Source organism: Cupriavidus nantongensis, from assembly GCF_041726985.1.
GTDB classification, from domain to species: domain Bacteria; phylum Pseudomonadota; class Gammaproteobacteria; order Burkholderiales; family Burkholderiaceae; genus Cupriavidus; species Cupriavidus nantongensis_A.
Genome location: NZ_CP168302.1, coordinates 700,643 through 721,415, shown reverse-complemented (window position 1 = coordinate 721,415; position 20,773 = coordinate 700,643). Strand labels below are relative to the sequence as shown.

18 protein-coding genes are annotated in these 20,773 nt (G+C 69.8%); 6 read left to right on the top strand and 12 right to left on the bottom strand.

Going from position 1 to position 20,773, the window contains the following annotated elements; all coding sequences use genetic code 11:
• Positions 1-85 precede the first annotated feature (85 nt).
• Positions 86-1,063 (top strand): Bug family tripartite tricarboxylate transporter substrate binding protein, encoded by a 978-nt coding sequence (locus tag ACEI37_RS03025; RefSeq protein ID WP_373377267.1) that lies wholly within the window; start codon positions 86-88, stop codon positions 1,061-1,063.
• A 223-nt stretch (positions 1,064-1,286) separates the two neighbouring features.
• On the opposite strand, the gene ACEI37_RS03020 is transcribed toward ACEI37_RS03025, so the two are convergent.
• The 3 genes from ACEI37_RS03020 to ACEI37_RS03010 all read right to left on the bottom strand — a co-directional run bounded on the left by ACEI37_RS03020 (position 1,287) and on the right by ACEI37_RS03010 (position 6,891).
• Positions 1,287-2,678 (bottom strand): MFS transporter, encoded by a 1,392-nt coding sequence (locus ACEI37_RS03020; RefSeq protein WP_373377266.1) that lies wholly within the window; start codon positions 2,676-2,678, stop codon positions 1,287-1,289.
• 133 nt (positions 2,679-2,811) lie between these two features.
• The gene (locus ACEI37_RS03015) at positions 2,812-6,231 is read right to left on the bottom strand and encodes an ATP-binding protein (RefSeq protein WP_373377265.1); all 3,420 of its coding nucleotides are present in this window, start codon (positions 6,229-6,231) and stop codon (positions 2,812-2,814) included.
• 12 nt (positions 6,232-6,243) lie between these two features.
• Entirely contained in the window at positions 6,244-6,891 is a 648-nt protein-coding gene (locus ACEI37_RS03010) for a response regulator (RefSeq protein WP_373377264.1), read from the bottom strand.
• Positions 6,892-7,298: 407 nt separating this feature from the next.
• Here ACEI37_RS03010 and ACEI37_RS03005 point away from each other — a divergent pair, with 407 nt between their 5' ends.
• Together ACEI37_RS03005 and ACEI37_RS03000 are read left to right on the top strand one after the other, a co-directional pair.
• Positions 7,299-7,463 carry a zinc ribbon domain-containing protein gene (locus ACEI37_RS03005; protein WP_018008406.1) on the top strand — a complete coding sequence of 55 codons (165 nt, stop codon included), beginning with the start codon at positions 7,299-7,301 and terminating at the stop codon, positions 7,461-7,463.
• A 144-nt stretch (positions 7,464-7,607) separates the two neighbouring features.
• The gene (locus ACEI37_RS03000; protein WP_373377263.1) at positions 7,608-7,862 is read left to right on the top strand and encodes a hypothetical protein; all 255 of its coding nucleotides are present in this window, start codon (positions 7,608-7,610) and stop codon (positions 7,860-7,862) included.
• Positions 7,863-7,879: 17 nt separating this feature from the next.
• Here ACEI37_RS03000 and ACEI37_RS02995 read toward each other — a convergent pair whose 3' ends face one another.
• Together ACEI37_RS02995 and folE are read right to left on the bottom strand one after the other, a co-directional pair.
• Positions 7,880-8,323, bottom strand: a complete 444-nt coding sequence (locus ACEI37_RS02995) for a BLUF domain-containing protein (protein WP_373377262.1) — start codon at positions 8,321-8,323, stop codon at positions 7,880-7,882.
• Between the two features lie 52 nt (positions 8,324-8,375).
• Complete coding sequence (gene folE / locus ACEI37_RS02990) at positions 8,376-9,134, bottom strand: GTP cyclohydrolase I (protein WP_373377261.1); 759 nt, start codon at positions 9,132-9,134, stop codon at positions 8,376-8,378.
• A 296-nt stretch (positions 9,135-9,430) separates the two neighbouring features.
• Between folE and ACEI37_RS02985 the strand changes: the two genes are divergently transcribed.
• Positions 9,431-9,622, top strand: coding sequence for an arsenite efflux pump ArsB (locus ACEI37_RS02985; RefSeq protein ID WP_265920447.1), 192 nt, complete (start codon positions 9,431-9,433; stop codon positions 9,620-9,622).
• Between the two features lie 10 nt (positions 9,623-9,632).
• On the opposite strand, the gene ACEI37_RS02980 is transcribed toward ACEI37_RS02985, so the two are convergent.
• The 3 genes from ACEI37_RS02980 to ACEI37_RS02970 are packed head-to-tail and all read right to left on the bottom strand — an operon-like array spanning position 9,633 to position 14,025.
• Positions 9,633-10,886 (bottom strand): arsenic transporter, encoded by a 1,254-nt coding sequence (locus ACEI37_RS02980; protein ID WP_373377260.1) that lies wholly within the window; start codon positions 10,884-10,886, stop codon positions 9,633-9,635.
• A gap of 34 nt (positions 10,887-10,920) precedes the next feature.
• Positions 10,921-13,029 carry a penicillin-binding protein 1A gene (locus ACEI37_RS02975; protein ID WP_373377259.1) on the bottom strand — a complete coding sequence of 703 codons (2,109 nt, stop codon included), beginning with the start codon at positions 13,027-13,029 and terminating at the stop codon, positions 10,921-10,923.
• Positions 13,030-13,071: 42 nt separating this feature from the next.
• Positions 13,072-14,025: an alpha/beta hydrolase gene (locus ACEI37_RS02970; protein ID WP_373377258.1), complete on the bottom strand. Its 954-nt coding sequence runs from the start codon at positions 14,023-14,025 to the stop codon at positions 13,072-13,074.
• A gap of 191 nt (positions 14,026-14,216) precedes the next feature.
• Here ACEI37_RS02970 and ACEI37_RS02965 point away from each other — a divergent pair, with 191 nt between their 5' ends.
• Positions 14,217-14,459 (top strand): hypothetical protein, encoded by a 243-nt coding sequence (locus ACEI37_RS02965; RefSeq protein WP_010812795.1) that lies wholly within the window; start codon positions 14,217-14,219, stop codon positions 14,457-14,459.
• 114 nt (positions 14,460-14,573) lie between these two features.
• Here ACEI37_RS02965 and ACEI37_RS02960 read toward each other — a convergent pair whose 3' ends face one another.
• The 4 genes from ACEI37_RS02960 to ACEI37_RS02945 form a co-directional block, all read right to left on the bottom strand.
• Positions 14,574-15,668, bottom strand: coding sequence for a CaiB/BaiF CoA transferase family protein (locus ACEI37_RS02960; RefSeq protein WP_373377257.1), 1,095 nt, complete (start codon positions 15,666-15,668; stop codon positions 14,574-14,576).
• A 233-nt stretch (positions 15,669-15,901) separates the two neighbouring features.
• Complete coding sequence (locus ACEI37_RS02955; RefSeq protein ID WP_373377256.1) at positions 15,902-16,903, bottom strand: tripartite tricarboxylate transporter substrate binding protein; 1,002 nt, start codon at positions 16,901-16,903, stop codon at positions 15,902-15,904.
• 77 nt (positions 16,904-16,980) lie between these two features.
• Positions 16,981-18,162, bottom strand: a complete 1,182-nt coding sequence (locus tag ACEI37_RS02950; protein ID WP_373377255.1) for an acyl-CoA dehydrogenase family protein — start codon at positions 18,160-18,162, stop codon at positions 16,981-16,983.
• Positions 18,163-18,186: 24 nt separating this feature from the next.
• A complete protein-coding gene (locus tag ACEI37_RS02945; protein ID WP_373377254.1) occupies positions 18,187-19,740 on the bottom strand; it encodes a long-chain fatty acid--CoA ligase in 1,554 nt (517 codons plus the stop codon).
• A 134-nt stretch (positions 19,741-19,874) separates the two neighbouring features.
• Here ACEI37_RS02945 and ACEI37_RS02940 point away from each other — a divergent pair, with 134 nt between their 5' ends.
• Positions 19,875-20,768: a LysR family transcriptional regulator gene (locus ACEI37_RS02940; protein ID WP_373377253.1), complete on the top strand. Its 894-nt coding sequence runs from the start codon at positions 19,875-19,877 to the stop codon at positions 20,766-20,768.
• Positions 20,769-20,773 lie beyond the last annotated feature (5 nt).

Genomic DNA, 20,773 nt, shown 5'->3' with positions numbered 1-20,773 from the left:
AGCCTGGCAGGTTCCGGCGGCGGCATTGCCGCCGCCTTCACTATGCGCGCGGCCACGCAGCCGCGCGCAACCGGAGGAGCATCCCATGCGTTTCGGTACCGTTGCCGCGGCGGCAGTGCTTGCCGCATCCACCCTGATCAGCCCGGCCGCCGCGCAGGCCCAGGGCTATCCCGCCAAGCCCATCCGCATCGTGGTCGGCTTTCCCACAGGGGGCGCGCCCGACACGCTGGCGCGCATCGTCTCGGAGAAGATTTCTCCCGCCTGGGGCCAGCCCGTGGTGGTCGACAACAAGCCTGGCGCCGGCGGCAATATTGGCGCCGAGGCCGTGGCCCACGCGCCGGCCGACGGCCATACGCTGGTGCTCGGCACCGTCGGCACGCATTCGATCAACGGCGCGCTCTACAGCAAGATGCCGTACGACATGGTCAAGGACTTCACGCCGGTGATCCTGATCGCCTCGACGCCCAACGTGCTGGTGGTCAATCCCGGCGTGCCGGCGAAGAACGTGGCGGAGCTGATCGCGCTGGCCAAGGCCCGGCCCGGCGGCCTGACCTTCGGCACGCCGGGCATCGGCACCTCGCCGCATGTGGCGGGGGAAATGTTCAACGCGATGGCGGGCGTCAAGATCACGCATGTCCCTTACAAGGGCCGCGCCATGGCCATTCCCGACCTGCTCGGCGGCCATATCACCATGATGTTCGACAACCTGCCCTCGGCCCTGCCGGTGGTGCGCGAAGGCAAGCTGCGCGCGCTGGGGATTACCAGCGCCAGGCGCTCGGCGTCGGCGCCGGATATCCCGACGCTGGCCGAGCAGGGCCTGCCGGGCTTCGAGGCCGATTCCTGGTTCGCGGTGTTCGCGCCGGCGAACACGCCGAAGGAGGTGGTGGCCAGGCTCAATGCCGAGCTCAACCGCATCTTCACGCTGCCCGAAGTGCAGGCGAAACTGAAGACGCTGGGACTGGATCCGGTGCTGGGCACGCCGGAAAAACTGGCCGCGTACCAGCGCCAGGAAATCGCCAAATGGGCGCGGGTGGTGAAGGAGTCGGGGGCGAAGGCGGAGTAACCCCAGTTACCACCGGCCTTCCAACTACTGCTTGCGTACTCCCTCTCCCGCTCGCGGGAGAGGGTCGGGGTGAGGGCGGGAATATCGACGAAGTGAAGGCCGTCGCAATTGCCACCGCCGGCCCTCACCCCCAGCCCCTCTCCCGCAAGCGGGAGAGGGGGGCAAACAAGCGGCATCGGAACAGTCAGCAGTGATGGTGGCTCATCGCCCGCAAACAGGGCGCTCACGCATCCGGCTCCACCGCCTCCCGCCCCACCGTCTCGCCACTGGCACCACGCAACCGGCTCAGACTGATCATCGCCCCCACCGCCGCCACGCCCGCCGCCACATACAATGCCATCCGCGCCGCACCCGCCGGCGACAGGCTGAACAGCAGCGCCACCAGTGCCGTGCCGGTGGTCTGCCCCAGCAGCCGCGTGGTCGCCTGCGCGCCGCTGGCGCCGCCGCTGCGTTCCGGCGGCGTGGCGCCGATCATGGCGCGGTTGTTGGGGGACTGGAAGAAGCCGAAGCCGGTGCCGCACATGGCCATGCGCCAGGCGATGTCGAAGCTGCCGGCGTCGGGGCCCAGCGTGGCCAGGCCGACCAGCCCGCCGCCGAGCATGGCCAGCCCGATGCCGGCGAGGATGCTGGCCGGATAGCGGTCCGACAGCCGGCCCGAGACCGCGGCCATCACCGCCACCATCAGCGGCCACGGCGTGATCAGCAGGCCGGTCTCCTGCAGCGAGCGGCCGAGCTGGTATTCGAGGAAGAACGGCAGCGCGATAAAGGACAGCATCTGCGTCATGAACGAGCAGAACGAAGTCCCCACCGCCAGCGTGAAGGCGCGGCTGGCGAACAGATCGACCGGCACCAGCGGCGCGGCGCGGCCGCGCTGGCGCCGCACCAGCAGCCAGCCCAGTCCCACCGCGAGCGCCACGCCCGCGCAGCCGGCCAGGCGCCAGCCGGGGTGGCCAAGGCCATCGACGCTCAGGATAAACATGCCGAACACCAGCGCCGACAGCAGCGCGCTGGGGTAGTCGAAACCGCGCGGCTGCGGCGGCGTATTCGGCAGCGCGGTACGGCTCAGTGCCAGCGCGGCGATGGCCACCGGCACATTGACCGCGAACAGCCAGGGCCAGCTGGCCACCGCCAGGATCAGCGCGCCCAGCGATGGCCCCACGGCGATGGTCACGCCCACCACCAACGCATTGAGTCCGATGCCGCGGCCCAGCCGCGTGGGCGGGTAGATAAAGCGCACCAGCGCGGTGTTGACGCTCATGATGCCGGCGCCGCCGATGCCCTGCAGCACGCGCGCGGCCACCAGCATCGGCAGGTTGACCGACAGCGCGCACAGCAGCGACCCCACCAGGAAGGTCGCTAGCCCCGCGCGATAGACCCGCTTGTAGCCCAGGATGTCTCCCAGCGACGATAGCGGCAGCAGGCATACGGTCACCGTCAGCTGGTACGCGTTGACGACCCAGATGGTGCTGGCGGGATCGGCCTGCAGCTCGCGCGAGATCGACGGCAGCGCGATATTGGCGATCGAGCCGTCGAGCACGGCCATGATCAGGCCGAAGAAAACGGTGAGGATGGCCCAGGTGCGCTGGGGCTGGGGCAGGCCTTGTTCTGGCGGCATGGGGGAGACATTGGAGACAATGCCGCGCCCGGGTCGGATCGGCCAGGCGGGCCACGGCGCGGCGTTGCCATTATGGTCGTGCGTGGGGCTGCTCGCAAATCCGACAATTGTGGTAAGGCGGTGCCGTGAGTGCTCAGGACCCCGCCGCGGCGCCCAGCGCGTAGCGCTGCAGCCGCTTGTACAAGGTGTCTGCCGCTTCAGCCATGGCCGGAGCCCAGGCGGGGGCCGCCTCGCACAGTGCCTCCAGGTCCCGGCATTCCCTGACGATGGACTGGCGCCGCACGATCATGAAGGCGCCCGCCGTGGCATGCACCCAGTGGCGCAGGCCGGCCAGGTCCTGCTGCGCGAGGATGCGGGCCAGCGCCGGCAGGTCTTGCTGCAGCTGCCGGCGCAGCATGTCTTCGTAGCGGCGGCGCGGGGCCTCCGCTGCGGTGGTCGCGTCGCGCGGTTGCGCGCCGGCGTCGGCATCGGTGGCGGCATCGGTGGCGGCATCGGTAGCCGCGCGAGGCAGGCCGCGCAGGCAGGCGTCCAGGTCCTGCAGCGAGGCGGGCTTGGCCAGGTAGCCGGAGAAGCCGCGCAGGCGACCGTCGTGCTCGGGGTCGCTGCATGCCACGGCGCTGAAAGCTATGACCGGCACGCCTGGATACCTCGCCTGCACGGCGTGCAGCAATGCGTGGCCGTCCATTCCAGGCATATGCAGGTCGGTCAGCAGCGCGTCCACGCGCGTGCGCGCCAGCACCGCCAGTGCCTGCCTGCCGTTGCCCGTGACGATGGGGTGGCAGCCGATTGCCTGCAGTTGCTCTGCGACCAGCGACTGATTCAGCGGATTGTCCTCGGCCACAAGGATGGTCAGGGGCGCCGCCGCAGGTGCGGGCAGCGCAGGCGGTGCGGGGGCGGGCATGGGCAGCGTCGCCTGCTGCGTTGCGCCGGTGGCAGCCGCCACGGCGTCGATCAGTGCGCGATGGCTGAATGCCGAGGCCTCCAGCATGCCGGCGCCGTGCTGCCTCGGACGATGCGGGCCGTCGGCTGTCAGCCACACCAGCGGCGCGGACTGGCGCAGCGCATCCAGCGCCGCTGGCGCAAAGTCTTCGGTCGCCACCACGGCAGCGGGCGTGTTGCGCTGCACGCTGTCCTGCGCCGCGGCGATGGAGGCCATCGCCTCGGTGTGCCAGCCCACGGTCTTGAGCCATGCTTCGATCGACGCGCCGGTGCGTTGCTCCTGCGACAGCACCAGCACACGGCCGCTGTGCGCTACGCCAGCCGCCGCTGGCGCGTGCGGCTCTGCATCGGCCGGCGCCAGCGGCACCGACACCGTGAACGCGCTGCCGACATCCGGCACGCTGTCGACGGCAATGCTGCCGCCCATCAGTTCGCACAGCTTCGCGCAGATCGACAATCCCAACCCGGTGCCGCCGTAACGGCTGGCAATCGCGGCATCGCCCTGCACGAACGGCTGGAACACGCGCGCCGCCAGTGACGGCGCCATGCCGATGCCGGAATCGCTGACGCGGCAGACCAGCCGCTGCATGCCATGCGCATCGGCCTGCAGTTCGCCGCTTAGCGTGATGCGGCCGCTGGCGGTGAACTTGAAGGCGTTGTTCAGCAGGTTGTTGAAGACCTGCACCAGCCGCGCGCGATCGCCGATAACTTCCATGTCCAGCGTCGGCGACAGCTGGAGGCAGAAGCGGATCGGGCGTTCCGCGACCATTGGCGCATAGGCCAGTGCCAGGCTCTCCAGTGCCTCCACGGGTCGGAACGGCGCGCTTACCAGCGCCAGCTGCCCCGCGTCGATCTTGGAGAAGTCCAGCACATCGTTGACGATGCGGCGCAGCGAGCCGGCGGCGGTTTCGAGCGCGCGCAGCCGCGCCGCGTGCGGCTCCATGCCGCCGCTGCGCGCCAGCAGTTCGAGGTTGCCGAGCAGCGCGTTCAGCGGCGTGCGGATCTCGTGGCTCATCGCGGCAAAGAAGGTCGAGCGCACCCGCAGCATCGCTTCGGTGGCCTGCTGGGCGGAGCGCAGCTGCTGCTGCAGCGCCTCTTGCGCGGTACAGTCCTGGACCGCGCAGAACAGCACGGCTTCATCGCGGTAGCGCGCGGGGGCATAGGTGAGCTGCAGGAAGCGCGGTGCCGCTTCGGTAGGGCCGGGCGTTTCCGGGGTCGCGACGGTGATGCTGCAGACCGATGCCGGGCCGCCGGCGGCGCCGCATGGCTGCCGCGACAGTGCCCCGGCTATCGCGGCGGGCAGCGCTTCATACGGCCGAGCGGGCAGCAGCGATGCCGCCAGCGGATTGCAGGCCAGCACGGCGTAGTCGTGCTGGCGCACGATGCACAGGCCGACCGGCGTGGCACTGACCAGCACCTGGTTCATCAGTTCGCTTTCCAGCGCGCGGCGGGCTTGCGCATGCGAGCGCCGCAGCAGGTGCCGGCTCCAGTAGCGCGCCGCGAGCACGATGGCGCCGATCAGCAGCAGCATGGCGGCGCCGATCACCGCCAGTTCGGCGGCCAGCGCGCTGAACAGCAGCCGGTACGGCAGGTGGTAGACCAACAGGCCGAAGCCCGGCTGCAACGGCTGCACCAGCGCCACGCCCGAGCGCGTCAGGCGCAGAGCGTTGTGCGGCAGGCCGCGGACTCGCGCGGCGATGTCGCGGGCGCTGGCCGAGGTCAGCGTGCCGGCATGCGGCCACACGTCAATCAGGCGGTCCGCGTCATTGAGCAGCGCCAGGCCGGCGTGGTCCTGGGGCGGCGGCAGGCCGGCCAGGAACGCCTGCACCGGCACGCAGGCGGCCACCAGCATGGTGGCTGAGTCGCCGGCATAGGCGGCGCCGGCCAGGACCATGACGGGGCTGTCGTCCACGGGATCGGGCAGCGGCCCCAGCCAGACGGGCTGGTCGCGCGCCGGCACGGCGTGGCCGGTGCGGTCCAGCAGCGCGCCGGTCAGCTGCGCGCGCAGGCGCGGGATCAGCGCCGGATCGAGCGCCAGCGGCGCGCGCGCGCCGGCCTCGGGCTGCCGGATCACGACCGCGCTGTCCTCGTCCAGCGAGACTGCGTAGGCGCCATGGTCCAGGTCGAAGGCCTGCTGCGTGGCTACCGTGGCCAGCGCGACCTGCCGCAGCCGCGCGAACCGCGCTGGCAGCTCCGCGCCCCAGGCCTGGCGCGTGGCGTCGGCGGCCAGCAGATGGTAATCCTTGCGCACGGCCTCGACATGGGCCGCGGCGGCGCCGGTGCGGCGCAAGGCGTCGACCTCAGGGTCGCGCGACGGCGCCGCGACGGCTGCGCGCACGTGGTAGCGAATGCTGAGCGCGGTGCGGCGCACGAACGAGGCTTCGTTATGCAGCCGCTGCGACACCGTGCCGACATACTGCGCGACCTGGCTGCGCCGGTAGTCCAGGTGCTGGTCCGCCGCCAGCCCGGCCAGCAGCATGCCCGAGCACAGCACGATGGCGATCAGCGCCGCGATGGTCACCGAGTACAGGCGCTGCTGCCGGCGGGTGTGATCGGCCAGCGCGTCGAAGGTGCTGGTCAGGGTGTCGCGGGTGCGCTCGGGGTCTTGCTGCATGGCCCGGGGCGGTCAGATCAGCCCGCTTTCATAGGCGTAGCGGATCAGGCAGGTGTTGGTCTGTACGCCGAGCTTGCGCATGGCCACGGTTTTCTGGCTGGAGATGGTGCTGACCGAGCGGCCCAGCTTCGCGGCGATCTCGGTCAGCTGCGCGCCCTGCGCATAGAGCCGGATGACCTCGAGCTCGCGCTGGGTCGGCTCGCGGGCGGGCGTGGGGGCCAGCGCCGCGCGCTGCAGCACCGCGTGCACCGCGGGCGAGCAGAAGCAGCCCTTGCCGAAGGCCGCGTGGGCGCAGGCGCGCACCACTTCCTCGAGCGGGTCTTCCTTGCTGACGAAGCCGCGCACGCCCAGCTTCATGGCGCGGCGGACGATAGCGGCGTTGGAGCGGGCGCTGATCACTACGACCCGCGTCGCGGGATGGCGCCGCGCCAGCCGGCTGAGCAGGTTGAAGCCGTCCAGCGAGGCATCGCCGTGGCCCATGCAGAAATCGGTAATGGCGATATCGGCCGGGTGCCGCGCCAGCGTGCCGAGCAGCTCGGTGCCGTTGCGGCATTCGGCGCTGATCTGGACGCGCGCGCTGCGCTGCAGGCAGTCGCGCAGCGCGGCCACCACCAGCGGGTGGTCGTCGGCCAGGGCAACGCGCAGGACTTGGTCGTTCATGGGCAATCTCCGGGTGAGACGGCAACCGGGTTCCGGCTGCTGGCGCCGTGCGGTGGCGTCATCACAAGACTCGGATTCTGGCCAGATTCCGCGCCTTGCTGAATCGGAATTCGGCTAGTTCACGGATGCCGCCGGATCGCGCAAAGGACCGGATCCGGCCAATGCAATGACATCTCGGGAAGATAAGCGGCAGGCCGCGTCGGTCTGGCCCGGGATTGCGCAGGATTCCGGCGCTTGTCTTGCGATACCGCCATTGCGGTAGATCAATGCACGGCAAAGTGCCGCTGCGGCGACATCGCCGGCCGCATGCCGGCGGGCCGGAATTTTCGCGCTTGGCGGCCCGGACCGCTGTCCTAGAATGAAGCTGACACGCGCCCCGCGGCGTGTGCACCGCGTGGGGGAATGCCATGCCCGTCTATCAATACCGCTGCGAGAAGTGCGGCCATGTGTTCGAAAAGACCGAACATCTCGCGGAACATGCCTCTGCCCATCCACCATGCCCGAATTGCGGCAGCCAGTCCGTGCAGCACGCACCGGCGCCGTTCGTGGCGGTGACCCAGCGCAAGAGCTGAGTCTCGAACAACAAGATCCCAGAAGGGTGCGGACGTGCCGCCGGCCGGTGGCCGGGGCGCGTCCTGCTTGATGCGTGGCGCCTGCCGTGCCACGCGCGTTCGCGCTGCGCGCAAGCGGCGATCTCAACCTTGACGGAGGATGCCATGGCAACGAGACCGTTCACCGAATTTCCCGCCGACGAGCAGCAGCAGGTCGTGGACGCGTGCAGGCATGTCGGGCTGGCGGCGGAGATGTTCGAGATTACCGACGAGCAAGACGGCGACGGCGCGCGGCGCGTCAGCGTGCGCCGCGTCGGCACCGACAAGACCAGCGTCTATGAGGCCGGCGCCGGCACGGCGTGGATGGAAGAGTTCGAGAGCGACCTCGAATGCGGCCTGTACGGGCCCGTCACGGTCTAGCGGCTCGCCGGCGCGGCTCAGTGCCGTGCGCGCTCGCCGGTACGCGACACCACCGACGCGCCGGCGATCAGCTCCTTGAGCAGCGCCAGCGAGGCCGCGCCGCCTGTGCGGTAGGGATCGAGCTCGGCGCGCGCGGAGAACTTGAGCAGGGTGGCGGTATTGAGCCGCGCCGCATTGACCTGCCCCATCGCCCAGCCGGCGAAGTCGCGCGTGCACGTTTCCTCGAAATGCAGCAGGGTCACGTCGTGGTGGCGCGGATCACGCGCGATCGACTGGAACAGCTGCGAGACCTCCTGCCGGTCGCCCTCCAGCGCCTGCAGGAAGATGCCGTTGCCATGGCACAGCACGCCGGTGATGCCGTGGCGCGGATTGCGTTCCAGGCTGGCGGCCAGGATGGCATCGAGCAGGGCGGCATCGATTGGCTGGCGGGCACGGCTGGCATAGAGCAGGCGGACTAGCATGGTCTTGGCGCTCCGGTAATGGCGCTCCGTGTGGCGGCCGGCGCGCTGGCCGCTAGCCGCGGTTATTGTTCAGCAGCGTGAGGAATTCGCGGCGCAGGCTGTCGTCCTTCAGAAACGAGCCGCGCATCACGCTGTTGGTCATCTTGGCGTCGGTGTCGCGCACGCCGCGCCAGTGCATGCAGAAGTGCTCGGCCTCCATCACGATGGCGAGGCCGTCGGGACTCATCTTTTCCTGCAGCAGGTCGGCCACCTGGGCCACCGCCTCTTCCTGGATCTGCGGGCGGCACATGATCCATTCGGCCAGGCGCGCGTACTTGGACAGCCCGATCAGGTTGGAATGCTGGTTCGGCATGACGCCGATCCACAGCTTGCCGATGATCGGGCACAGGTGGTGCGAGCAGGCGCTGCGCACGCGCAGCGGGCCTACGATCATCAGCTCGTTGAGCTGGCCGACGTTGGGGAATTCCGTCACCGGCGGGGCCTTGGCATAGCGGCCGGCAAAGATCTCCTTCAAATACATCTTGGCCACGCGGCGCGCGGTTTCCTGCGTGTTGTGGTCGTTGTCGACGTCGATCACCAGCGCCCGCAGCACGTCGTGCAGCCGGGCCTGGACTTCGGCCTGCAGCTGCTCCATTTCACCGGGCTCGATATAGCGCGCGATATTGTCGTTGGCGTGGAAGCGCTCCTGCGCTGCCTCCAGCCGCGCGCGGATGCGGGCCGAGACACTGTCGGCGGGATGGCCGGCCCTTTCGCCGCCGGTGTCGCCGGCGTTGCTGTCCTTGGCGCGGTGCGCTGCGTCCTTGCTGTTCATGGATGGGGCTGGTGATGGCGTGAATGACTGCGCAGCGGATGTGTGCCGGATTCACTATATGGCAGATGCCGTGGCCTCACAACCCGCGCGGTGGCTGGGAAAGGACGGTGCGGTGGGCCGGATACGCCACAACCGATGCGCCTTCCATGAAGAGTTCGTGACATCGCTCAAGCCCGCCACGCAGGGCGCCGACAAGCCCACATAATGTCTGCACAACACCAGGCAGCCCGTTGCAGGCTGCCGGCACCCGGCCGCGGCCAAGCGCGGCCTGACGCTTTGTCGGGATCCACCTCATCATGCCGATCGCCTTTCCGTGCAGCAGCCTGATGTTGCTCCATGTGGTGACAGTGCCGGTACCGGCCACGCCGGTGGAAACCGGTGTCGCGGAACACCATGCCAGTGCCGTGCGCCACGGCGCGGGCGGATTGCGCCGGCCCTTGTCGCCGGCGCCGCGCAGCCCCGCGGCACAGGTTCCCGCCAACGGCTGAGGCCGCTGGCCTAAAGCAGCAGCAGCGCCAGTGCCGGCAGCATTGCCGCCGGCATCACCACCGCGCCCACGCGCAGGAACTGGCCGGCGCTGACCATATGCCCCTCGCGCCGCAGCGCCGTGAGCCACAGCAGCGTGGCTAGGGAGCCGGTGACCGACAGGTTGGGGCCAAGGTCGATGCCGACCAGCACCGCGCCGCTGACCGCGTGCGACGCCTGCCCGGCCGCCAGCGCTGAAGCCGAGATCAGCCCGGCCGGCAGGTTGTTGACGACATTGCCCGCCAGCGCCACCACCGCACCCACGCCCAGCAGCGCCAGCGCGCCGCCGTCGCGCGAGGCGGCCGCGACCGCGTCGGCAAGCTGGCCGATCACCACGGTCTGCTCCAGCGCTGCCACCAGCACGAACAGGCCGGCCACCATCGGCAGCACGCTCCACGACACCTCGCGCAGCGTCGGCACCAGCAGTTCGCGCCGGGTGGCGCCGACCAGCAGCAGCGTGGCCACGCCCGCGGCGCAGGTGGGCCAGCCCAGCGCATTGCCGCGCAGCGAGGCCACCAGCAGGATCAGCCCGGTCAGCACGATGCCCAGCGCGCTCAGCCATGCCTGGCGCGACAGCGGCGGCACCGGCACGTCAGCGGCGATGGGCTCGGCCAGCGCCGCACGCTGGGTCCACCACAGCGCCGCCAGCGTGGCCAGGATCGCGGCCAGCGACGGCAGCGCGAAGCTCGCCAGCCATCCGGCCAGCGGCGGCATGCGCTCGCCGAAGATCACCAGGTTGGCCGGGTTGGAGATCGGCAGCACGAAGCTGGCCGCGTTGGCGATAAAGGCGCAGGCGTACAGGTAGGGCAGCGGCTGGCGCACGCGCGCGGCGCGGGTCGCGGCCAGCACCGCGGGCGTCAGCACCACGGCGGTGGCGTCGTTGGACATGAACGCGGTCACCAGCGTGCCGAAGCCGTACACCAGCAGAAACAGCCGCGGTGCCGAGCCGCGCGCCTGGCGCACGGCGAGCGCGGCAACGTGGTCGAACAGCCCGGTCTTGCGGGCCAGTTCCGCGATCAGCATCATGCCGGCCAGGAACAGGTACACGTCGTAGCCGCGCAGCACCGCGGCCAAGGCCTCGGGCAGCGCCATCAGGCCGGTGGCGCACAGCAGCACGGCGCCACCGGCCGCCCAGAAGGCTTCGGGCAGGCGGAAGGGGCGGAACAGGACGCCAGCGGTGGTCAGCGCGGCGACCGACCAGATCAGCAGCGGGCTGTGGCTGGACATCGGGTACGGGACGGAAATCGGGAAAGCCGCAAGTCTACAGCGGGTTTTCGGCCGGCGCTGCCGGCGTGGCGGCGCCTGGCGCCGCGCTGGTGACGGGGGTGGGTGTGGCCGGAGCCGCCGCAGACGCCTGGGAGGTGCTGTCGAGGTTGCTCGCGACCGGATCCACCAACGGCTGGCTGGCCGGCGCCGTGGCCGGCACCGGCGGCGGGAAGCCGATCGCGGCGATGCCCTGGCTGCCGTCGGCATTCTCGGCGTAGATCCAGTCGCCGCCGGCTTGCACGAGGCCGGCGGGCGCCTGCACGTCGGCCTCAGGCACGCCGGCCAGGCGGCCTTCCATGTAGGCGGCCCACACCGGCAGCGCGGTGGTGGCGCCGAACTCATGCTCGCCCAGGCTGCGGTTGTCGTCATAGCCCATCCACGCCACCGTGACCACGCCGCCGCCATAGCCGGCGAACCAGCCGTCGACCGAGTCGTTGGTGGTGCCGGTCTTGCCGGCCACGTCGTCGCGGCGCAGGTAGCGGCGCACGCCGGTGCCGGTGCCGGTGTCGACCACGCTGCGCAGCAGGCTGTCCATCACGAAGGCGTTGCGCGCGCTGATCACCGGCGGCGGCGCGGGGCGTTGCTCCGCGTCCTGCGCGGCGCTGAACAGCACGTTGCCGTCGCTGTCGGTAATGCGCTCGATCAGGTAGGGCTCGACGCGGTGGCCGCCGTTGGCGAACACGCCGTAGGCCGCGGCCAGGCGCAGCGGCGAGGTGGTGCCGGTGCCCAGCGCCAGCGGCAGGTAGCGCGGCAGCCGCCTGGGCGAGAAGCCGAAGCGGCTGGCGAATTCCACCGCATAGGGGATGCCGATCGCCTGCAGCGTGCGGATCGCCGGCAGATTGCGCGATTCGGCCAGCGCCTGGCGCACGCTGACGGGGCCGACAAAGCGCCCGTCGTCGTTGGACGGCTGCCAGCGCGAACCAGCCGGCAGCGGCGCGTCGTTGATCAGCGTGCCGGGCGACACGCCGCGCTCCAGCGCCGCGGCATAGACGAAGGGCTTGAAGGTCGAGCCCGGCTGGCGCAGCGCCTGGGTGGCGTGGTTGAAGCGGCTGGCGGCAAAATCGGCGCCGCCGACCATGGCCTCGATCGCGCCGGTGGCGGTGTCGAGCGACACCAGCGCGGCCTGCGGCCCTTGCGACAGGTCCTTGACGAACTTGCGGTGGCGGCGCGCGTAGCGCTCCAGCCCGCCATGCACGGCATCGTAGGCCAGGGTCTGGCGCACCGACGACACCGTGGTGTAGACATTCAGGCCGCGGGTGTAGGCCTCGTCGCCGAAGCGCTCGCGCGCGAGCTGGCGCGCCAGTTCGGCCACGTACTCCGCATGGCCGGCAAAGCTGCCGGGGCTGTCGTCGCTGATGGCCAGGCGCGCGGCGCGGGCTTCGCGGTAATCGTCCTGGCTGATCATGCCCAGCGCCAGCATGCGTCCCAGCACATATTCCTGGCGCCGCTTGGCGCGGGCGAAATTGACCACCGGGTTCACCGCCGAAGGCGCCTTCGGCAGGCCCGCCAGCATCGCGGTCTCGGCCAGCGACAGCGACGCCAGCGGCTTGCCGAAGTAGGCGTGCGCAGCGCTGCCGAAGCCATAGGCATGCTCGCCCAGGTAGACCTGGTTCATATACAGCTCGAGGATGCGGTCCTTGGGCAGCGCGTGGTCGATGCGCCAGGCCAGCAGCATCTCGTACCATTTGCGCGCCAGCGTCTTCTCGCGCGACAGGTAGAAGGCGCGCGCCACCTGCATGGTGATGGTGGAAGCGCCCTGGGCGTAGCCCTGGCCGAGGTTGGCCAGCGCGGCACGGAACACGCCGGGAATGTCGATGCCCTGGTGCTGGTAGAACTGGTCGTCCTCGGCCGCGAGCAGCGCCTGCACCATTTGTCGCGGGATCTGCTCGAAGGGAATGAACTCGCGGTGCTCGCTGCCGAACTCGCCGATCTGGACGTTGTCGCTGGTGTAGATGCGCAGCGGCACATCGGGCCGGTAGTCGCGCAGCGCATCGACGGGGGGAAGCTGCCGCAGGCTGACCACGGCGGCAAAACCGGCCAGCAAGGCGCCGGCGGCAGCCAGCGCCAGCGCGGCGCCGCCTGCCTTGACTGCGAATTTTTTCATGGGCCGCATTTTACCCGCTGCAACAGACCGACCCGGGCCGGCTCAGCGGCTGGCCGCCAGCGGCAGCGGATTGCCCAGCTCGTCATGGTCGACCGGCTGCGGCGGGGGCGCCGCTGGCGCCGGCTGGGCCGGTGGTGCTGGCTCCGCTGGCTGAGGCCCGGCCTGGACTGCGGCCACGCGCAGGCGCGTCTGGCTGTGCTGGCGGGCGAATTCGCACAGCGACAACCAGGTTTCCTCGCGTTCGATGATGGTGAAGTGATCGGTATCCGGCACGGTCTGCAGCGCCACCGGGCCGGGCCAGGCTGCCATCAGCCGTTCCGAGCACGCGTGCGGCACGACCTCGTCGGTGGCCGCCAGCAGCACCTTGGTGCTTTGCACGACCTTTTTGCAATGCGAGATCGAGTCGAAGTGGTGGCGCATCAACTGGCGCAGCGGCACCAGCGGAAAGCGCTTGCGCACCAGCTCGAGCAGCGAATCGTAGGGGGTGATTAGCTGCAGGCTCTCGAAATCCTGCAGGTCGGCCAGCTGGATCGCCACGCCGGTGCCCAGGCTGCGCCCCACCACGTGCACGCGAGCGTCGGGGAATACGCGCCGCACATGCAGCAGGAACTGGCTGGCGTCGGCCACCGCCGCGCCCTCGGACGGACGCCCGTCGGAATGGCCCAGGCCGCGGTAATCGTAGGTGGCGAAGCCCATGCCGGCAGGCAGCCAGCGTGCGTATTGCAGCGTGTCGAGCACATCTTCGCCGCGGCCGGGCAGGTAGAACAGCAGGTCGCGCACGGTGTCGCCGGGTGCGTGGTAGATGTAGCCGCGCACCACGCCGCCGGGAATCAGGTGCGAATAGCCGATGATGCCGTCGGGCAGGTCGCGCGGCGGGCGCCGGCGCGCGTCGAACAGCAGCCGGTCCTGGTTCAGGGTCAGGTAGGTCCAGTAGCAGGCGAAGCCGCTCGCGGTCATCAGCGCGGCCGCCAGCGCGCGGCGGGTGGTCAATGGCATGGCATTCGTCAGTGGCCGCGGCCAGGCGTGGCGCGTGTGCGCCGGGCCTTGCCGCCCAGCCGCGCAGCCTACCTTATTTTTGCCGGCGGCGTGTACGCGGCGCAAGCCGGCCGGCGGAGTTCTTGTACGATATGCCTCATTCGGGCGCGCGCACCCCACCGAGACGACGCGCCTTCAGGGAGCCAACCGGCATGAGCGAACAGAAACACGAGCAATACCGCGCCGAAGAGGCGCAGGCCATGGAACGCGTGGTTGCGGCCACGCGGCAGGTGCAGGTCGCCTTCACGGCGCTGCAGGCCCACTATCCGCCGCAGGGCAGCGGCAAGCCGTCGAAACTGGCGCTGCAGACCTTCGACGCGGCGCTGCAGGCGCTGGAGGACGCGCAGGCGACCTTCGACGAGATCCTGAACGACCTGCTCGACGAGAAACGCTGACGCGCGGCGGACAAAAACACCCTCGTCATTCCCGCGAAGGCGGGAATCCAGCGTCTTTCAAAGTCACTGGGTTCCCGCCTTCGCGGGAACGACGAGCGGAACGGCATGACGCCGCTACCGCGAATTGTGTTGCCCCACCCCCGCGACAAAATCGTCCCCCTCCGGCAACCCCAACGAGAACTTCACCGGAAAACTCACCGCAATCCCGCCCTCGACCCGCCGCACCACCTCCCGCGCCCGCACATGCGCATCGTCGAACAGCTCGCCAGCCCTCAGCACCGGCGAGAACGGGATATCGAGCGGCGCAAAGAAGTCCTCCCATTCCGCCAGATCGCGCGTGCGGAACACCGCCGCCAGCAGGTCATTGACCTCCACCTTGTGCCCACCGCGCCCGGCGCGCGTGGCGAAGCGCGAATCGCGCAGGGCCGGGAACGCGTCGCCCAGCGCCGCGCACAGGTTGTCCCAGAACTTGTTCTCCAGGATGCCCATCGCCAGGTGCCGCCCGTCGCGGGTTTCGAACAGGTCGTTTTCCGGCATCACGGTGGACGAGGCCCGGGGCGAATCCTCGTGCGCGCGCGCCGTCCACGCGCCATGGGCGGTCCATGACAGCACGGCATCGTGGATCGATACATCGAGATGCTGCCCCTGTCCGTTCTGCCGCGCGCTCATGATCGCCACGGCCAGCGATAACGCGGCGTAGCCCGACGCTGCGTAGTCCGACACCCGCACGCGCGGGCGCGAGACCAGATCGTGCACCTGCACCGGCGTGGCCCAGTATCCCGCCAGCGCGAGATAGTTCAGGTCATGCCCCGCATGGCTGGCGTACGGCCCGGTCTGGCCGAAGCCGGAGACGGAGCACAGCACGATGGCCGGATTGACCGCCGCCAGCGCGTCGTAGCCCAATCCCAGGCGGGCCATCACGCCGGGGCGGAAGCCTTCGACCACGGCGTCGGCATCGCGCACCAGCTCCAGGAAGGCCGCGCGGCCGGCGTCCGATTTCAGGTCCAGCGCCACCGAGCGCTTGCCGCGGTTGAACTGCGCATACACATGCGCGCCCAGTTGGCGCGCGGTGTCGCCGCTGCCGGGCTGCTCGACCTTGATCACCTCCGCGCCAAGCTGGCGCAGCAGGCTGCAGGCGTGCGGGCCGGGCAGCAACTGGCTGACGTCCAGGATGGTGACGTCCTTCAGGCAAGACCATGCTGGCTTCATTGGGAGCCTCCGGGGAAAGGAGAAAACACAAGCGCCGCACGCGCGCGGTGGCGTGCGGCGCAGGGGCAGGCGAGCTGTATCAGCCCCAATGCCGTTCAGCTAAGGTATCAAACACTACTGTCATTCCCGCGCAGGCGGGAATCCAGCGTCTTTCACGTCCCCTCCGGGGAAAAAGTCACTGGGTTCCCGCCTGCGCGGGAACGACGATCGTTAACTGAACGGCATTGGCTGTATCAGCCCAGGTCGCCGGTCATGCCGATCGACTTCATCAGGTCGCCATAGCGCGCGTTGTCGCTGGCCACCATGGTGCCGAATTGCGCCGGCGACGCGCTGCGGCGCAGCTCGCCGGCATTGGCCTTGAGCTGGGCGTCGAACACGCCGGCGGTCTGCAGCGCGCGCACCGCGGCGTGCAGCTTTTGCGCCAGCTCGGGCGGGAAGTTGGCCGGCGCGAACAGGCCGCTCCAGTTGTCGATGACAAAGCCGGGCGGCAGCGCTTCGGCCATGGTCGGCACGTCGGGGAAGTAAGGGGAGCGGGCGGCGGCGGTGACGGCCAGCACCCTGACCTGGTTGTTGCGCAGGTACTGCGTCGCGGTGCCCAGCACCGGCATGCCGAACTGAGTCTGGCCGGTCAGCATCGAGGTGAGGATCTCCGGCGCGCCCTTGTAGGGAATATGCACCGCGTCGCAGCCGGTCTGGTGCAGCATGGTTTCCACGGCCAGATGGGCGATGCTGCCCTTGCCGCCGGAGCCGTAGTTGAACTTGCCCGGCTCCTTCTTCATCGCCGCGACCAGCTCGGCCGCGCTCTTGTAGGGCGAGGACACCGGCACCACCAGCGCCGACGGCCCGCCCGACAGCGCCGTGATCGGCGTGAAGTCCTGGGTCGGGTCGTACGGCATCTTGCGGTACATGTGCACGTTGATGACGTGCGAGTTGGCCAGGATGCCCAGCGTGTAGCCATCAGGCGCGGCGCGGCGCAGCGCGCCGGCGCCGATGATGCCGCCGGCGCCGGGCATGTTCTCGACCACCAGCGGCTGGCCCAGCTTCTTGCCCAGCTCTGCCGACAGCGTGCGCGCGATGTTGTCCGGCGTGCTGCCGGCGATAAACGGCACGATCAGCCGGATCGGGCGGCTGGGGTAAGCGGATGCAGGGGATGCAGCGCTGGCGGCGCGGGCCGGCAGCAGCAGGCTGCCCAGCGCGGCGGCGCCGGCGGTGGCAAGCCAGTTTCGGCGGTTCATGCTTGGTCTCCGTGGTCTTGTCGTATTGTGCTGTGGCCGATTTCAGGATGCCGGCGGCGACCGCGCCGCCGGCACGGTCAGCCCTTCTGCTGCAGCGGTTCCAGGATAGCCCGCGCGATGGTGTTGCGCTGGATCTCGCTGGTGCCGGTGAAGATGCGGAACATGCGCAGCTTGCGGAAGGTCTGTTCCACCGGATGGCCGCGCGTGACGCCGACGTTGCCGTGGATCTGCACGGCCTTGTCCGCCACCTCGAAGCAGCGCTCCGAGACAAAGAGCTTGCACGCCGCGGCCTTCATGCGGAGGTCGGCGCCGGTGTCGGCCAGCGCGGCGGTGTGCGCGATCATGCTTTCGCAGGCCCACAGCGCCGCGGCCATGTCGGCCAGCATGTGCTGGATTGCCTGGAAGCGCGCGATCGGGCCGCCGAACTGGCGGCGCTGGCCGGCATATTCCACCGACGACTCATAGGCCCGCTGGGCCAGTCCCAGCATGCTGGGGCAGTGCAGCAGGCGGTTCACGTTGATGCGCGACATGCCCAGCTTGAAGCCGTTGCCCTCGCCGCCGAAGATGTTGGAGCGCGGCACGCGCACGTTGTCGAAGCGGATATCGCCGTCGATATGCTGGCCGGACATCGGCACATACTCGTTGGTGACGGTCACGCCCGGCAGATCCAGGTCGACCAGCACCGCGGTGATGGCCGGCGGCGTGGCGGTGGCGTCGGTCACGCACATGACGATGGCGAAGTCGGCGAACGGCGCGCCGCTGATGTAGTGCTTGCCGCCGTTGATGACCAGCGCATCGCCGTCGGCAACGGCCGAGGTCCTGATGCTCTGCGCATCGGAACCGGAATGCGTTTCCGTCAGTGCGAAGCAGGTCGACTTCTCGCCGCGGATCACCGGCTTGAAATACCGCTCCAGCTGATCGGGCGTGGCGTATTTCAGCATGTTGCCCACGCGCGGCGGGCCGCCCAGGTCGCCCAGCACATGCGCGGCCAGGGTCGAGGCGCTCGCGGCCAGGTCGGCCTTGAGCGCGCATTGCTCCTGGATGTTCAGGCCCTTGCCGCCGAGCGCGGTGGGCAGGCATGCCGCGTAGAAGCCCAGCTCGCTCGAGCGGCGCCAGACCTGGCGCAGGGTCTCGCGCGGCCACGGGTCCTCGGAACTCAGGCCGAGTTCCTGTTCGAGCGGGCGCAGCTCCTCATCGATAAAACGGCGGATGCCGGCGCGGGTCTCCAGCAGGACGGGGTTGGTCAGGTGATCGAACATGGCGGTTTCCTCGGTGCGGCGGGTTCAGTTGACGCGGCGTCCCACGCCTTGCCAGTAGCGTTCGCGCACGATCTTGCGGGCCAGCTTGCCGCTGGCGTTCTTGGGCAGCTCGGCGACAAAGTCGATCGAGCGCGGCGACTTGTAGTCGGCGATGCGCTCGCGGCAGTGCGCGATCAGCTGCTGCGCGGTGGCCTCGCGCCCGGGGCGCAGCGTGACCACGGCCTTGACGCTTTCGCCCCAGGTGTCGTCCGGCACGCTGATGACGCACGCTTCGAGCACATCGGGATGCTGGTACAGCGTGGCCTCGACCTCGGTCGGGTAGACGTTGAAGCCGCCGGAAATGATCATGTCCTTCTTGCGGTCGACCAGGTACAGGTAGCCGGCCTCGTCCACGCGCGCCATGTCGCCGGTATGCAGCCAGCCGTCGACCAGGGTTTCACGCGTCAGCTCGGGCGCGTTCCAATAGCCGTGGAACACGTCGTCGCCGCGGATCACCAGTTCGCCGATCTCCCCCACGGCCACTTCCTTGCCGTGTTCGTCGACCACGCGCACTTCGGTCTCGCCCAGCGCGCGGCCGCACGACGCCAGGCGCTCCGGATGGTGGGCGATGGCATCGGCATGGTCGCTGGTGGACAGCCGCGTCACGCCGGAGGTCGATTCGCTGGCGCCATAGCCCTGCGACAGGATCGGGCCGATGCGCTCCCAGGCCTCGCGGATGCGCGCCGGCGCCATCGGCGCGGCGCCGTAGGCCAGGGTTTTCAGGCTCGACAGGTCAGCCTGCGCCAGCGTGGGCTCGGCCAGCAGCATGTTGATCATGGCCGGCACCATGAACACATGGGTGATGCGCAGGCGCGCGACTTCGGCCAGAAAGTGCGCCGGCTCGAATTTTTCGAACAGCACCAGCGTGGCGCCCACATACAGGTAGGGCTGCATCAGCATGCCGGACGCATGCGTAACCGGGCCGATCAGCGCCAGCCGGTCACCGGGGCGGGCGGGGCGGTCCATGCCGGACACCATCTTGCGCAGCGCCGCCATGCGGTTGCCGTAGCTTTGCATGGCAGCCTTGATCTTGCCGGTGGAGCCCGAAGAGAAATGCAGCACGGCCAGGTCGTCGGCCGCCGGGGTGATGTCGGGCGCCGTGGTGCCGGCGTTGGCCAGCAGCGCTTCGTATTCGACGTAGCCGGCTGGCGCCGCGCCGATGGCGATAAAGGTCTCGATGCTGCCGAAGCCTGCCGTGGTGCGGTCATAGCCGGTATAGCCCGGGCCCGCTATCAGCACGCGCGGCGTGCAGTTCTCGACCACGTCGCTGGCCTCGGCCGCGGTAAAGCGGGGGTTGAGCGCGGCCTTGACCATGCCGGCCTTGTACAGCGCGCATTCCAGTTCGACCAGCTCGGGCCGGTTGCGCGACTGCACCGCGACGCGGTCGCCGGGGCGCAGGCCCAGCGCCAGCAGCGCATTGGCCAGCCGCGTCGAGCGTTCGTCGAGCTGGCGATAGGTCACGACCTGGTCCTGATAGAGGATGGCGGGCTGGTCGCCCCAGTAACGCGCGGCGCGGCGCAGGAAATACGCGAAACCCATGCTGTCTCCGGTGAAGGCTGAGTGATGTTGCTGCACGCTCGGTGGTGTGCTGGTGCGCTGTAGTCTGTAAGATGGCAGTCATCACCACAATGACGCATTGGCTATAAAGCCATAACCGTCGGGAATGTGAGGCAATGGAGACGCGGGATATCGAATACATCCTCGCCGTGGCGGCGCACGGCGGCATCGGCCGCGCCGCCGAGGCGCTGGGGATCAGCCAGCCGGCGCTGACCAAGGCGGTGCAACGGGTCGAGACGCAGGCGGGGCTGCCGCTGTTCGAGCGCACCGCCAACGGCATCGCCGCCACCTACGCCGGCACCCGCTTCCTCGAGCGCGCGCGGCGCATCCAGCTGGAGTACCAGGACGGCCTCAAGGAGATGCTGGGCATCCGTACCGGCGAGCAGGGCATCCTGCGCGTGGGCTATTCACCGTCGATCCCGGGCGATGTGATCCTGGGCGCGTGCCAGCAGCTGGTGCGCGAGCGCCCGGTGGCGCGCCTGCGGCTGCGCCGCCGGCTGGCGCGCGACCTGCTGGACCTGCTGGCGGCCGGGGAGCTGGACATGGCGGTGGCGCCCACCCCGTCCGGCGCGCTGGCGGACACCTTCGCCGTGCAGCCGCTGTTCGACGACCGACTGGTGGTGGTGGCCGACCAGGGCCACGCGCTGCTGCGGCGGCGCAAGCTGCGCCTGGCCGACCTCGCCGACCAGGAATGGCTGCTGCCGGAGCGGCATATCACGCTGCGCCAGCAGGTCGACGCGGCGTTCCGCCAACGCGGCCTGCCGGAGCCGCAGCCGCGCATCGAGATCGACTTCGGCAGCAGCTCGCTGTTCGCGCTGATGCAGGGCACGCAGATGCTGAGCATTGCCAATGCCGGCGGCGAGGCCATGCAACGTGGCCTGCGCGTGCTGCCGCTGGGCGTGGAGGAACTGGACCTGCGCCGGCGCATCGGCGTGGTCACGCGCGAAGGCGCGTACCTGTCGCCGCTGGCGCAGCGCCTGACGGTGCTGCTGCGCGAGCATAGCGGCTAGCCGCG

Excerpts from the sequence above, each read along its gene's own strand:
- ACEI37_RS02945 (WP_373377254.1), bottom strand. The coding sequence starts at position 19,740 with ATGGGTTTCGCGTATTTCCTGCGCCGCGCCGCGCGTTACTGGGGCGAC.
- folE (WP_373377261.1), bottom strand. The coding sequence starts at position 9,134 with ATGAACAGCAAGGACGCAGCGCACCGCGCCAAGGACAGCAACGCCGGC.
- ACEI37_RS02940 (WP_373377253.1), top strand. The coding sequence starts at position 19,875 with ATGGAGACGCGGGATATCGAATACATCCTCGCCGTGGCGGCGCACGGC.
- ACEI37_RS02985 (WP_265920447.1), top strand. The coding sequence starts at position 9,431 with ATGCCGATCGCCTTTCCGTGCAGCAGCCTGATGTTGCTCCATGTGGTG.
- ACEI37_RS03010 (WP_373377264.1), bottom strand. The coding sequence starts at position 6,891 with ATGAACGACCAAGTCCTGCGCGTTGCCCTGGCCGACGACCACCCGCTG.
- ACEI37_RS02965 (WP_010812795.1), top strand. The coding sequence starts at position 14,217 with ATGAGCGAACAGAAACACGAGCAATACCGCGCCGAAGAGGCGCAGGCC.
- ACEI37_RS03000 (WP_373377263.1), top strand. The coding sequence starts at position 7,608 with ATGGCAACGAGACCGTTCACCGAATTTCCCGCCGACGAGCAGCAGCAG.
- ACEI37_RS02970 (WP_373377258.1), bottom strand. The coding sequence starts at position 14,025 with ATGCCATTGACCACCCGCCGCGCGCTGGCGGCCGCGCTGATGACCGCG.
- ACEI37_RS02995 (WP_373377262.1), bottom strand. The coding sequence starts at position 8,323 with ATGCTAGTCCGCCTGCTCTATGCCAGCCGTGCCCGCCAGCCAATCGAT.
- ACEI37_RS02975 (WP_373377259.1), bottom strand. The coding sequence starts at position 13,029 with ATGAAAAAATTCGCAGTCAAGGCAGGCGGCGCCGCGCTGGCGCTGGCT.
- ACEI37_RS02980 (WP_373377260.1), bottom strand. The coding sequence starts at position 10,886 with ATGTCCAGCCACAGCCCGCTGCTGATCTGGTCGGTCGCCGCGCTGACC.
- ACEI37_RS03005 (WP_018008406.1), top strand. The coding sequence starts at position 7,299 with ATGCCCGTCTATCAATACCGCTGCGAGAAGTGCGGCCATGTGTTCGAA.
- ACEI37_RS03015 (WP_373377265.1), bottom strand. The coding sequence starts at position 6,231 with ATGCAGCAAGACCCCGAGCGCACCCGCGACACCCTGACCAGCACCTTC.
- ACEI37_RS03020 (WP_373377266.1), bottom strand. The coding sequence starts at position 2,678 with ATGCCGCCAGAACAAGGCCTGCCCCAGCCCCAGCGCACCTGGGCCATC.
- ACEI37_RS02960 (WP_373377257.1), bottom strand. The coding sequence starts at position 15,668 with ATGAAGCCAGCATGGTCTTGCCTGAAGGACGTCACCATCCTGGACGTC.
- ACEI37_RS02950 (WP_373377255.1), bottom strand. The coding sequence starts at position 18,162 with ATGTTCGATCACCTGACCAACCCCGTCCTGCTGGAGACCCGCGCCGGC.
- ACEI37_RS03025 (WP_373377267.1), top strand. The coding sequence starts at position 86 with ATGCGTTTCGGTACCGTTGCCGCGGCGGCAGTGCTTGCCGCATCCACC.
- ACEI37_RS02955 (WP_373377256.1), bottom strand. The coding sequence starts at position 16,903 with ATGAACCGCCGAAACTGGCTTGCCACCGCCGGCGCCGCCGCGCTGGGC.